Source organism: Providencia sp. PROV040, from assembly GCF_032706145.1.
Lineage (GTDB): Bacteria > Pseudomonadota > Gammaproteobacteria > Enterobacterales > Enterobacteriaceae > Providencia > Providencia hangzhouensis.
In genome coordinates, this window is sequence record NZ_CP120530.1 from 882,843 (window position 1) to 895,904 (window position 13,062).

Genomic DNA, 13,062 nt, shown 5'->3' on the forward strand with positions numbered 1-13,062 from the left:
TTGAAATGGTGCGCTTTTTTTTCTTTCTGAGTTAAGATTAGCGTATTATCAGGAAATTGAATTCAACAAAGCGGAGTTAAGCCTTTTTATGATGGAAAATTTACGCACAAAGGCGAATAGTCCTTTGCTCAAAATAATACTGGCGCTGATTATCCTTTCATTCGTGTTGGGTGGCGTTATGATGGGGGGCCTCGGTGGCAACAGTGCAAATAATGCAGCTGAAGTTAACGGGCAATCAATAAGCCGCGAACAGCTACAGCAGGCTTTTCAACAAGAACGACAATCATTACAAGAGTACCTAGGGGATAAATTCTCAGAAGTCGCTAGTAATGAAGAAAGTATGAATTTACTGCGTCGTCAAGCTCTTGATAACTTGATTAACAATGAACTGATTAATCAGTATGCTAATGAATTACAGCTCTCAGCAAGTGACCAGCAAATTGAGCAATATATTTTCTCAATGCCTGTTTTCCAGACAGATGGCCGGTTTGATAGCGAAAAATATCGTGAGATCTTAAGTCGTAACAACATTAATGCGGATAGCCTTGCGGCTCAAATTCGCCAAGACCTTACACGAGCTCAGTTAGGAAAAACCTTTACTGGAACGGATTTCGCTTTACCATCAGAAGTTAAAGCATATGCTGAATTATTTATGCAAGAACGTGAAATTCGTACTGCAATCTTAGATTTAGCAGAGGTTCAAGCAAAACAAACAGCTTCTGAAGAAGAATTAAAAGCCTACTATGATGCCAACCAAAATAGCTTTATCTCACCTGAGAAAGTACAAGTAAGCTATGTTGAAATGGATGCAGCATCAATGCCGCCAGCGACAGTGTCAGCTGAGGAAGTAAAAGCGTATTATGATCAAAACCTGAAAAATTATACTCAGGCAGAGCAAAAACAGTACAGCATGATTCAGGTAGCTTCAGAAAAAGAAGCAAATGATATTCTGAATGAATTAAAACAAGGTGCGGACTTTGCAACACTGGCAACTGAAAAATCAACGGATAAATTCAGTGCAGGGCAAAAAGGCTTGATTGGTTGGATGGAAGCGGCATCAACGCCAAGCGAAATTGTGGACGCAAAATTAACAGAAAAAGGGCAACTTTCGGCACCTGTTAAATCACAAAATAGTTATGTTATCTTTCGCTTAGATGATATTAAACCTGAATCTATTAAACCGTTTGAGCAAGTTGAAGAAAGTATTAAAACTAGCTTACTTCAAGATAAAAACATTAAACAATTCTATGACTTACAGCAGAAGGTTAGTGAGGCTGCCACGAGTGATATGGAATCATTAGTTTCGGTTGAATCTGTATCTGGTTTGAAAGCTGTGACAACGGATTGGTTTGATAGAACAAATCCACCTGCCGCACTTAATTTCCCTAAAGTGGTCAGTGAAGTATTTAGCGACCGTTTAGTGGATAAAAATGGTTCTAAAGGGATCAACTCAGATGTTATTAACGTTGAAGGGGACCGTGCATTTGTTGTGCGTGTAACAGAGTACAAACCTGAAAGCGTTGAACCTTTTGATAAGGTTAAGTCCGAAATTGAAACTCTGGTTAAGCGCCAAAAAGCGGATGCAGAGTTGAAAGCTACGAGTGATAAACTTCTTGCTGAGTTAAATGCGGGTAAAGGAACAGAAGCTCTAAATGCGGCGGGGGTTAAATTTTCCGATACTCAAACTGTTTCTCGTTTAATGCCACAAACAGCGGTTATTAATGCAACGATGGAAATGCCGCAACCTGCTGATGGTAAACCAAGTTATGCACTTGCGCGTGATGAGTCCGATAACTATGTGCTTATTCAACTAGATAAAGTTACGCTAGGCCAACCGACGGATGATGAGTTAAAGCAACTGACTCGTGAATACCAAGGTGCTATGAGTTCTGCGGTCAATGAAGCTCTGATGCTTAATTTGCGTGAGAATGCAAAAATTGAAGTGCTGAATATTGAGTAATTGCGAGCAGCTTCGCAAGTAAAATTGTAACTTCATGAATAGAAGGCCACCTTTGGGTGGCCTTTCGTATTTTCAGTATTATTGAAAAGTGTTCCGTATTTTTCTATGGCATCGTTGTGTCTCAACATACACAGGAGAACAAATATGTTATGGAATTCAGTCAATAAATGCAGATTAGGTATTGTTCTGCTCCTTTCTTTATTATGCTCATTCTCTTCTTTTTCTTTGGCTAAGAAAATTGAGCGAGAAAAAGCCACAGAGGCTGTCATTCAAGAAAAACAAGTAAGTAATAACTCACCATCAACGAGCCATGGCCAGTCTGACAAAGTGAATATCAACTTAGCGGGTGAAGAAGAACTTGCAGAAAAACTTACTGGTATAGGTAGGCAAAAAGCGAAAGCAATCGTTGAATATAGGCAAAAGTATGGTGCTTTTAATTCCATTGAAAATATTTTAGAAGTACAGGGGATAGGCCCTGCATTTTTAGAAAAGAATAAAGATAAGTTAACTTTGTAACTAGAATCCCCCATACAGAGTATGGGGGTAATATATTAAAGGTTAATAATTAAGCAGAAAACTAAACTTTTTATAAATAATTTGCGAGCTAAGTCTTATTATTGATAATCATTCAGCACATTTTCCGTACATTTGTTATTTTTATGTTATTAAAAAATAAACTGGTCGGAGTAGTTATGACAACACACATTAAAGTTCATGGTTATCATATAGATGTTTTTCAGCATGTTAATAATGCACGCTACTTAGAATTCTACGAAGCGGACCGCTGGGAATGGATGAATAAGCGTAATTTCATTAGTTGGGCGATAAAAAATAATTTAACAATGGCTGCGGTGAATATTAATGTAAATTATATCCAAGGCGTCTTGCTTGGTGATGAGCTGACGGTAGTGACTCGTATGGATAAAATCGGCACTAAAAGCGCAGTCTGTTATCAACAAATAATTCGTAATAAAGCAGGGGTTCAAGAGGTAGTTTCTGATGCTTATGTGACATTTGTTTTTATCGATAACATAGAGAATAAAGCGATTGTTATTGATGAACAATTGCGTGAGAAACTAGAGTCATTCAAAGTAGGTTCTGAAGACTTTATTCAAAATTAGCCTACCTAGCTTGAATCGTTATGAATAAGCTAATGGCAGGCTATGTGTTTGACTAATTAATTATAACTTTTGCTTTAGTGAGAGCATGATAGCTTCTTTATCACTTAAATATTCATTTAAGCCCTTGCTCCTTAAATGGCAGGCAGCACATTCACCGCAACCATCACCTTGAATACCATTATAACAAGTCAGTGTTTGCTGCCTGATCGTTTCAAGGTGACCATAGCTGTCGGCAAGTGCCCAGGTTTGGGCTTTATTCAGCCACATTAACGGGGTTTCAAAGCGAATATTTTTGGCAAGACCGAGGTCTACAGCATGGTTGAGAGCTTTGACAAACTCATCTCGGCAGTCCGGGTAACCTGAAAAGTCGGTTTCACAAACCCCCGTTATCACTGCTTCTGCCTGTACTTGGTAAGCATAAATTGCAGCTAATGTGAGGAATAAAATGTTACGCCCTGGAACAAAAGTACTAGGTAACGCACTTGACTCACTTTCAGCGAAATCAGGGACTGGTATGTTGTCTCGGGTTAAGCTACTGATTGCCAATTCATTGAGTAATGTGACATCTAACACTTTATGTGCTGCAGCACCTAAAGATACGCTTAATTTCTGTGCGACTTCGATTTCAAAACGGTGGCGCTGGCCGTAATCAAAAGTAACACAGTGAACTTCATCATAGTTTTGCAAAGCTTGAATAAGACAGGTTGTTGAGTCTTGGCCCCCGCTAAAAACCACAACTGCGCGTTTCATAGGTACTCCTTGGTGATATATCATTTTCAATATGTAATAAGAAGAGAGCGAAACATGTTAGCGATACTAGGATGCAATTAATAGTTCTATTTTTATCAAGCGAGTTTGATTGAGGTACTATTTATATGTCAATTTGGTTATTTGTGTAAAAATATTCTATAATCGTGGTGTTTGGTAACATTTTTATTGTTTTTTAATTATTTAATTTTGCATAATATGTTTATGCAGCTAATAAAATAACGACAAAAGTACTTACACCTAGATCAAGAGAGCATTCATGTTAGATAAAATAGACAAAAAACTGCTTTGTTTATTGCAAAATGACAGTAGCCTATCCTTAAATACCCTTGCTGAAGCTGTTAATTTAACATCTACTCCGTGCTGGAAAAGATTAAAAAGGCTTGAAGATGAAGGCTATATTCGAGGGCGAGTGACCTTACTCGATGGTGAGAAGCTAGGTTTAGGTTTAACGGTAATTGTGACAATTAAAACACAGCATCATAATAGTGAGTGGTATGAGCAATTTGTTTCTTTTGTTAGTCAACTTCCTGAGGTGCTGATGTTTTATCGCATGGCTGGTGAGTATGATTATCTTATGCAAGTCGAAGTGCATGATATGAAATCATATGACTTATTTTATAAAAAGCTAGTCAATGGCGTTCATGGTCTAATAGATGTAACTTCAAGCTTTGCAATGGAAAAAATCAAATATACGACAGTATTGCCTATCCCTGACTAACCTCGTAATAACTTAGATAATTACGGTCTCTCATTCTTAGGCATCAATAAATCAATATATTCAAGGCAGTATTACGTGCGATTATTTTCACAACTAGGTTGGTATTTTTTGAGTGAATGGCGGCGCTATCTCGGCGCTGTTTGCTTTTTAATTATCATTGCTATTTTACAATTAGTTCCTCCACGCATTGTTGGTGTTGTCGTTGATGGAATAAGTAAAGGAGCAATGCCGACAAAGCAATTAATCACTTATGTTTTAATCATGCTGTTGATTGCATTGGTTGTGTATGGGTTGCGGTATATTTGGCGTTTATGGTTATTTGGTGCTTCTTATAAGTTAGCTGTACAGCTACGACAAAAGTTTTATCGGCAATTAAGTCTGCAGAATCAAGCGTTTTACCATAAGTATCGAACGGGAGACCTAATTGCACGTACAACGAATGATGTTGACCGAGTCGTATTCGCAGCTGGTGAAGGTGTTTTAACATTAGTTGACTCATTGGTGATGGGGTGTGCGGTGCTCATCATGATGAGTGTTGAAATTAGTTGGCAGCTTACTTTACTAGCACTTATTCCAATGCCAATTATGGCATTAATCATTAAACGGTATGGAGACCAGCTTCATCAGCGCTTCAAGCATGCTCAAGGGGCATTTTCGTCTTTAAATAATCATGCGCAAGAAAGTTTAACAAGTATTCGTATGATTAAAGCTTTTGGCCTTGAAGATCATCAATCAAATCAATTTGAACAGGTTGCTACTGAGGCAGGGCGTCGCAATATGCATGTTGCTAAAGTTGATGCGCGTTTTGACCCCACCATTTTTATGGCGATTGGTATGGCAAATTTACTCGCTATTGCAGGTGGAAGCTGGATGGTATTAAACGATACATTGACGTTAGGTGAATTAACGAGCTTTGTAATGTATCTAGGGTTAATGATTTGGCCGATGTTAGCGCTTGCTTGGATGTTTAATATCGTTGAACGAGGTAGTGCGGCTTATAGCCGTATTCTAAGTTTACTCAATGAACCGCTAGTCATTCAGGATGGTTCGCATTCATTACAGCCTGAAAAGGGAAACTTGAATGTGAATATTATCAACTTTAGTTATCCAGAAACTAAGCGAATAGCATTACATGATATTAAGTTTGATTTAAAACCTGGACAATTTTTGGGGCTTTGTGGGCCGACGGGGTCTGGAAAATCAACGTTGTTGACGTTATTACAGCGTCAATTTGATGTGACGGAAGGGGCGATTTGCTATCAAGGCTTATCACTACCCGAAATCCGTTTAGATGAATGGCGTGCTCGGTTATCTATCGTAAATCAGTCCCCATTTTTATTTTCAGATACAGTTGCTGGCAATATCGCGCTTGGGCGGCCTAATGCCACTCAAGATGAAATTGAACAGGCTGCGCGTATAGCTTGTGTACATGATGATATTTTACGTTTACCTGAAGGCTATTCTACTCAGGTTGGTGAGCGCGGTGTCATGTTATCTGGCGGGCAGAAACAACGAATTTCTATTGCAAGGGCTATCTTGCAAAATGCAGAAATCTTGGTGTTAGATGATGCACTTTCTGCTGTTGATGGGCAGACCGAGTTTACAATTTTACAAAATTTAAGCCATTGGCGGCAGGGTAGGACTATGATAATTAGCGCCCATCGTCTATCTGCATTGGTAGAGGCAGACAATATTATTGTGTTATCTCAAGGTGCTATTGTTAGTCGAGGTAAACATGAAGCGCTTATTGAGCAATCGGGTTGGTATAAAGATATGTATCAGTATCAACAGATTGAAGCTGCTCTGGATGGTGAGCTATGAGCCAAAAGAAACCGCTATGGCCAGCACTCAAGCGTTTGCTTGGTTATGGAAAAGCATACCGAGGAACCATGGGTATTGCCATTGCAATGCTATGGTTAGCCGCTATTGCAGAAGTTAGTGGGCCTCTGCTAATCAGTTATTTTATTGATAACATGATAGCGAAAAAACAAATCATCATGCCACTTGCTTTATATATGGCAGTTGGTTTTATATTGCTCCAAGTTATTGCAGCGTTATTACATTACTATCAAATTATTTTATTTAATAAAGCCTCTGTGGGGGTAGTGCAAACATTACGTACAGATGTGATGAATGCAGCCCTTCGACAGCCCCTAAGTGCATTCGATAAGCAACCTGTTGGCCAATTAATTTCACGAGTTACAAATGATACTGAAGTTATTAAAGATCTATTTGTGATGGTTGTGCCGACAGTATTTCGTAGTTTAGCCCTGATTTGTGCCATGTTAGTTGCTATGTTTTCATTGGAATGGCGTATGGCATCAATTGCAGTGATGATTTTTCCTGCAGTATTTGTGGTAATGCTTGTTTATCAGCGTTTAAGTACGCCCATTGTGCGCCGTGTGAGATCTTATCTTGCAGATATTAATAACGGTTTTAACGAAGTCATTAATGGAATGACAGTTATTCAGCAATTTATCCAACAGGCTAGGTTTGGCGAAAAAATGCAAAGTATTAGCCAAGACCATTATTTTGCAAGAATGAAAGCATTAAAACTTGATGGCTTACTATTAAGGCCATTATTAAGTTTACTTTCAGCTTCAGTATTGTGTGGCTTGCTATTGCTATTTGGGTTCGAAGGAACGACTACCATTGGTGTTGGTGTCTTATATGCATTTATTAACTATTTAGGTCGCTTGAATGAGCCGCTTATTGAGTTAACTTCTCAGCAATCAATGCTTCAGCAAGCTGTTGTTTCTGGTGAGCGTGTATTTGAATTAATGGATAGTCCGCAGCAAGGTTATGGTGAAAGTATTGAGCCATTACAAGGAGGTTCAATCTCAATTAACCATTTATCTTTTGCTTACCGTGATAACAAAATGGTACTTAAAGATATTAATTTACAAGTGCCTGATAATAACTTCGTTGCATTAGTCGGTCATACAGGCAGCGGTAAAAGTACCATAGCAAATTTAATTATGGGGTATTACCCGTGGCAGGAGGGAGATATTTTATTAGATGGACGTAATTTGAGTTCACTATCCCACCAAGTATTACGTAATGGTATTGCAATGGTACAACAAGACCCTGTTGTCCTCGCTGCTTCTTTTTTTGACAACGTCGCATTAGGACGTGAGATTAGCCAAGACAAAGTTTGGGAAGTTCTTGAAACTGTTCAGCTTGCTGGGTTGGTTCGTGGTTTACCTGATGGGCTAGATACCGTGCTTGGTGAACAGGGAAATACCTTGTCTGTAGGGCAAAGACAGTTATTAGCGATGGCCCGAGTCCTTGTGGTGACACCCAAAATTTTAATTTTGGATGAAGCAACTGCGAATATTGACTCAGGGACAGAGCAAGCGATACAAAAAGCGTTACGAGTGATTCGCCAACATACTACGTTAGTTGTGATCGCCCACCGTTTATCGACAATTGTCGACGCTGACCAAGTCGTTGTGTTACATCGTGGTGCAATTGTTGAGCAAGGTAAACATTTACAGCTTTTGCAACAAAAAGGACGTTATTATCAAATGTACCAGTTGCAGCAAGTTGGAGAATCATTAAATGCCCATAGTGATGCTGAAATTGAGGCTATACCTAGTTAATTATTCTGCACTCTTATAATGCATACCTTAAAGCCACTCATTCGAGTGGTTTTTTATTTTGTTCTTTCCTATTGAATTTTATGGATAAATATATTTTGGCACACGGTTTGCTATAAAGTCAGTGCTGTCCGAAGTATTAAGCAGCTTATTCATATGACTTATAGGAGTGAACATGAAATATATCATCGCGATCATTAAGCCATTTAAATTAGATGAAGTTCGAGAGGCACTATCAGATATTGGGGTTCAAGGGCTTACGATTACTGAAGTTCGAGGGTTTGGGCGGCAAAAAGGACATGCCGAATTATATAGAGGAGCTGAATATACCGTCGATTTTTTACCTAAAGTACGTATGGAAATAGCGGTTTCTGATGAGTTGGTAGAGCAGGTGATTGAAACAATTGAAAAAAAAGCTTATACGGGCCAAGTCGGGGATGGAAAAATATTTATTTTGTCATTAGAGCAAGCAGTACGTATTCGTACAGGTGAAAAACAAGACGAAGCACTGTAGGAGAGCAAATATGAGCAAAGGGTTCCAATACTTATTTTTATTGATATCAATGGGTGGTTTTCCAATAACCGTGTTTGCAGCAGAGGAAACTCTAGATAAAGCTGATAACGCATTTATGATGATAGCGACTGCTTTAGTTATTTTTATGATACTGCCAGGTATCGCATTATTTTATGGTGGGTTACTGAGAAGTAAAAATGTTCTTTCTTTAATGGCTCAAACTGCGGTTATTTTCGCTTTAGTGTCTGTTATTTGGATTGTTTATGGATACAGTTTAGCTTTTAGTGAGGGGAATGATTTTATAGGTGGTTTTAGTCAGATTATGTTGAAAAACATCACTGTAGATAGCTTATCTGGGCCGATCCCTCAATTTATTCACGTTGTATTCCAAGGTGCATTTGCATGCTTAACAGTTGCATTAGTGATAGGTGCACTAGGGGAGCGCATTAAATTTTCTGCAATTTTAATATTTACCGTTATCTGGACTACATTTGCTTATTTACCAATGGCACACATGGTATGGGGCGGCGGTATTTTATCCCAAGATGGTGCACTAGATTTTGCAGGGGGGACGGTTGTTCATATTAATGCGGCTGTTGCAGGTTTAGTTGGTGCTTACTTACTTGGACATCGTACCGGATTAGGGAAAGAAGCCATTAAACCTCATAACTTACCTATGGTATTTATGGGAACCTCTATATTATTTATTGGCTGGTTTGGTTTCAATGCAGGTTCGGCAGGAAGTGCAAATAGTATTGCAGCCTTAGCGTTTGTGAACACTATTGCAGCGGCGGCTGGCGCTATTTTATCATGGACTTTAGCTGAGTGGATTTTCAGGGAAAAACCTTCATTATTAGGCGCTTGTTCTGGGTGCTTGGCCGGGTTAGTCGGTGTTACGCCAGCGGCGGGCACTGTGGGTGTCGGCGGAGCATTAGTCATCGGGCTGCTTTCTGGGCTAGCGGGTTTATGGGGGGTTGTGATTTTAAAACGCCGGTTAAAAGTTGATGATGTGTGCGATGTTTTTGGGGTTCATGGTGTCTGCGGAATTTTAGGTTGTTTACTAACGGGGGTGTTCACCTCAACTGCATTAGGTGGAAGTGGCTATGCAGAAGGTATTACGATGATGAAACAAGTGGGAATTCAAGCTATTAGTATTCTAGTTTGTGTTGTTTGGACTGCAATTGTTGCTTATATTGCATTTAAAATCGCAGAGAAAACGTCTGGCTTACGCATTAATGTTGAAAAAGAAAGGGAAGGTTTAGATATTACTTCTCATGGTGAAAGTGCCTACAATTAACCTTAATGTAATGATAATGACAGGATAATACTGTGTTTTATGTAAATTGATAATGGCAGCTTATTGCTGGCTGCCATTACCTTTTTAAACTGACAATTTTATTTTTCTAAGTAAGTAATCACTTACTTGAAGTCCCTTCTATTTTTGAGGTTGCCTATGGCGGATTACGCCCTCTTGGACAGCCGTTGCAACAAGATCACCTTGTAAATTATAGATTTGTCCTTTCACAAAACCCCTCCCTCCTGATGCTGAAGGGCTTTCTACGGCATACAGTAACCAATCATCAATTTTAAATGGACGATGGAACCACATTGAATGGTCAATCGTTGCAACCTGTAAGTCGCGTTCCATAAAGCCTCTACCATGCGGTTGTAATGCGGCTGGAAGGAAATTGTAATCAGAAGCATAACCTAATAAATAGTGATGAAGTGAAGGTAGGTCAGGTAGCTGCCCTTTTGCTTTGAACCAAATATAGCGAAATGGTTCTTGAGGGGCGGAATCGAATGGGCTGTAAAACTCAACAGGGCGAAACTCAAAGGGAGTTGGCCTAAGAGCGTATTTTTTAACTGCTTCTGGTAATTTATCAGCCAAACTTTGAACAATATCATCTTGAGAAATTAATTTTGTCGGTGGTGGCACATCCGGCATTAAGTTTTGATGGCTATAACCTTCTTCTTGAGATTGAAATGATGCGGTCATAAAGAAGATAGGCTTGCCATTTTGAATGGCACTTACTCGGCGTGCACTAAAGCTTCCACCATCGCGCAAAATTTCAACGTCATAAACAATAGGACGAGAGCTGTCACCGGGGCGCAAAAAATAACTATGAAAAGAATTAATCGCTCTTTCTTCAGGTATGGTTTGTTTCGCAGCATACATGGCTTGCCCAACAACCTGCCCGCCAAAAACTTGAGGCAATCCAAGGTCTTCACTTTGTCCTCGAAAAATCCCTTCTTCAATTTTTTCGAGTTCAATTAGGCTAATTAAATTCTGTAATTCTGGGCTCATAGTCATCTTAGTTCTGTTATATGTAAATGAGATACAGGTATTTTCCCATTATTTACCCTGAATAGGTAGATTAATTGCTATCGAATAAATTGGGGTTACGTATTGTTACATTTAGAAATATAAATGTATTATTCTACCAATATTAGTTATACTTTTTATCATTCATTGTCAGAAAATGATTTGTCTATTCCGATTATTTAAAAATGTTTTAGTAAACATTGTATTATAGGTAATAACTATGAAGTTTTTTCGCTACATTGTTAGCTTATTAGTGCTTTTAACGTTGGTTGGCTGTGAAGGGAATAGCACAAAGCCCAGTGAAAAAACACTTAATGCTAAAAATAGCAATAATAACCAGACGGTAGATTCAGGGAAAATTGAGGGCCGTGTGGTAATCTTACAGGATACTGTTTTACCCGAAGGTGCGGTTGTTACAATCACTTTGGCAGATACAACAGTTGCGGACTTACCTGCTCTAATATTATCTCAAAAATATTATAATTCGGTGAACAATCGGCCGACAATTCCTTTTGAACTAACTTACCAAAAAAGTGAAGTTAGGCAAGAAGGCACGCTAGTTGTGAATGCAACTATAAGCGCAAACGGAAAACTATTGTATATCAGTGATAGTGTTGTAGAGGTTATCAACAACGGTATTACAAAAAATGTTGAATTATTGATGGTCTCTGCGAATTAGCCAATGTACCGGCTCTTAGTTGAGTCTCTATTTTTATAGGTGTTTGTGTGATAAATCGCCACTTAGCCATGGGTTTCTTGCTATTTCAATGACTATCAAGCATAATGCCCCTGCTTTGAAAGAAGCAATCAATGGGGGCTCTGTTGGTTCTCCCGCAACACTAACTTGTTAACTTGGTCAGGTCCGGAAGGAAGCAGCCATAGCAGGGGTCGTGTGTGCCGGGATGTCGCTGGCAGGGCTCCCACCCAATTCTAAGACCTTTCCTTGTATATCAGTCTCCCTATTCCAATTTATTATAAATATAATTTTTAATTGTTTTTTCTGTTTATTCTTTTTTATTTTTATAAATGTAAATTAAACTTTAAGGTTTAAATGAATTCAAAAGTTAAAAAGAAAAGTTAAGAATACAACATTAATTGTTGAGTATTGTGATAAGAAAAAGTTGGCAGGCTAAAATTTAAAGTAAGAAAATGCTATTAGCATAATAATTATGCCAATAATAAAATGATAAATACATTGCGTTCAGCCGATAAGTGGATTTACCGGCTATAACCATTCACTATCTGTGCGTGTTAATAAGATATTATCTAACAAACTTCCAAACAGACGCTGGGATTTTATCATAAAGCTTATTCATTGTGAGTTCAGCTAAGCGGTGATCTGCTGCTGAATAGAATAGCTCTAGCTCATCATCAGATAATTCATACTTATTTTTTTCAATGACACGCTCAAGTGTTTCAATTGTGGTGCATTTTCTTAAACGCATCAGATAATCAGATTTGGTCATAATACCCTTTCTTTTATGCAAAATTACTTATTAATATACGGTTTTATAGTCTGAACTAAAGGTAAATAATACCTTTAAGTTTTGCTGGTTAGGCACTTTAGGTCATCATCCAGCACAGCGACAAGGCTGTGATTCATTGCTTCCCAGTCTATAATTTCACTAAGTGTGATAACTGGGCTGCCGAATAAATCATAGGTCTCATCGAGGTATTCTTCGATAAGTGATATAACAAGATTTTCTTTTGGGTATTTGATTTTAAACCGCCATACAAATGCAGCGATATGTTCAATGAGTTCATTCAAGGCTGCGCTTTGCGGGGAGCTTAAATCATTAATCCAGTGTGTATTTGTTTTTTGTAAGCTTAAAATAGCGTCTCTATTGAGACTATTACATAAGTATTTTAGTTCTGCTATATCATGTCTTTTGGGTGAGTATTCATCCATAATCACCTCCGCAGGCGAATCTGACTTTTGCTGTGTGTATTTTTTATCAATAATGTCATGTTAACTAATTAAAGCACCTATGTTCAATATAAAAGTTTGCACGTTAGTATATTGAAAAATATAAGATTATTGCTAGTTCGTTAAACT

The 13,062-nt window shown here is 38.4% G+C and carries 13 protein-coding genes and 1 other RNA gene; 10 read left to right on the forward strand and 4 right to left on the reverse strand.

Features of this window, described 5'->3' with window-relative positions:
* Nucleotides 1–88 precede the first annotated feature (88 nt).
* The 3 genes from ppiD to P3L40_RS03820 all read left to right on the forward strand — a co-directional run bounded on the left by ppiD (nucleotide 89) and on the right by P3L40_RS03820 (nucleotide 3,081).
* Nucleotides 89–1,960 (forward strand): peptidylprolyl isomerase, encoded by a 1,872-nt coding sequence (ppiD, locus tag P3L40_RS03810; protein WP_136134841.1) that lies wholly within the window; start codon nucleotides 89–91, stop codon nucleotides 1,958–1,960.
* A 144-nt stretch (nucleotides 1,961–2,104) separates the two neighbouring features.
* On the forward strand, nucleotides 2,105–2,476 hold the full coding sequence (locus P3L40_RS03815; protein WP_036958552.1) for a ComEA family DNA-binding protein: 372 nt from the start codon (nucleotides 2,105–2,107) through the stop codon (nucleotides 2,474–2,476).
* Nucleotides 2,477–2,652: 176 nt separating this feature from the next.
* Entirely contained in the window at nucleotides 2,653–3,081 is a 429-nt protein-coding gene (locus P3L40_RS03820; protein ID WP_210852715.1) for an acyl-CoA thioesterase, read from the forward strand.
* A 60-nt stretch (nucleotides 3,082–3,141) separates the two neighbouring features.
* Here the strand turns inward: P3L40_RS03820 and queC are convergent, their stop codons facing one another.
* Nucleotides 3,142–3,831 (reverse strand): 7-cyano-7-deazaguanine synthase QueC, encoded by a 690-nt coding sequence (gene queC, locus P3L40_RS03825; RefSeq protein WP_036958550.1) that lies wholly within the window; start codon nucleotides 3,829–3,831, stop codon nucleotides 3,142–3,144.
* Nucleotides 3,832–4,108: 277 nt separating this feature from the next.
* Here queC and P3L40_RS03830 point away from each other — a divergent pair, with 277 nt between their 5' ends.
* The 5 genes from P3L40_RS03830 (at nucleotide 4,109) to amtB (ending at nucleotide 9,980) form a co-directional block, all read left to right on the forward strand.
* The gene (locus tag P3L40_RS03830; RefSeq protein WP_004905429.1) at nucleotides 4,109–4,570 is read left to right on the forward strand and encodes an Lrp/AsnC family transcriptional regulator; all 462 of its coding nucleotides are present in this window, start codon (nucleotides 4,109–4,111) and stop codon (nucleotides 4,568–4,570) included.
* Nucleotides 4,571–4,645: 75 nt separating this feature from the next.
* Nucleotides 4,646–6,391, forward strand: coding sequence for a SmdA family multidrug ABC transporter permease/ATP-binding protein (locus P3L40_RS03835; protein WP_004905428.1), 1,746 nt, complete (start codon nucleotides 4,646–4,648; stop codon nucleotides 6,389–6,391).
* The gene (locus tag P3L40_RS03840) at nucleotides 6,388–8,172 is read left to right on the forward strand and encodes a SmdB family multidrug efflux ABC transporter permease/ATP-binding protein (protein WP_004905423.1); all 1,785 of its coding nucleotides are present in this window, start codon (nucleotides 6,388–6,390) and stop codon (nucleotides 8,170–8,172) included. Before P3L40_RS03835 ends, P3L40_RS03840 begins: the two co-directional genes overlap by 4 nt.
* A gap of 172 nt (nucleotides 8,173–8,344) precedes the next feature.
* Complete coding sequence (gene glnK, locus P3L40_RS03845) at nucleotides 8,345–8,683, forward strand: P-II family nitrogen regulator (protein WP_004905421.1); 339 nt, start codon at nucleotides 8,345–8,347, stop codon at nucleotides 8,681–8,683.
* 10 nt (nucleotides 8,684–8,693) lie between these two features.
* Nucleotides 8,694–9,980, forward strand: coding sequence for an ammonium transporter AmtB (gene amtB, locus P3L40_RS03850; protein WP_196731736.1), 1,287 nt, complete (start codon nucleotides 8,694–8,696; stop codon nucleotides 9,978–9,980).
* A gap of 138 nt (nucleotides 9,981–10,118) precedes the next feature.
* On the opposite strand, the gene tesB is transcribed toward amtB, so the two are convergent.
* On the reverse strand, nucleotides 10,119–10,988 hold the full coding sequence (tesB, locus tag P3L40_RS03855; RefSeq protein ID WP_036958583.1) for an acyl-CoA thioesterase II: 870 nt from the start codon (nucleotides 10,986–10,988) through the stop codon (nucleotides 10,119–10,121).
* Nucleotides 10,989–11,226: 238 nt separating this feature from the next.
* Here tesB and P3L40_RS03860 point away from each other — a divergent pair, with 238 nt between their 5' ends.
* Entirely contained in the window at nucleotides 11,227–11,685 is a 459-nt protein-coding gene (locus tag P3L40_RS03860; RefSeq protein WP_004905418.1) for a YbaY family lipoprotein, read from the forward strand.
* 141 nt (nucleotides 11,686–11,826) lie between these two features.
* Nucleotides 11,827–11,923, forward strand: an RNA gene (gene ffs, locus P3L40_RS03865) — signal recognition particle sRNA small type.
* Between the two features lie 345 nt (nucleotides 11,924–12,268).
* Here ffs and P3L40_RS03870 read toward each other — a convergent pair.
* On the reverse strand, nucleotides 12,269–12,472 hold the full coding sequence (locus P3L40_RS03870; RefSeq protein ID WP_004905417.1) for an HHA domain-containing protein: 204 nt from the start codon (nucleotides 12,470–12,472) through the stop codon (nucleotides 12,269–12,271).
* A 74-nt stretch (nucleotides 12,473–12,546) separates the two neighbouring features.
* Nucleotides 12,547–12,915: an Hha toxicity modulator TomB gene (tomB, locus tag P3L40_RS03875; RefSeq protein WP_004905413.1), complete on the reverse strand. Its 369-nt coding sequence runs from the start codon at nucleotides 12,913–12,915 to the stop codon at nucleotides 12,547–12,549.
* Nucleotides 12,916–13,062 lie beyond the last annotated feature (147 nt).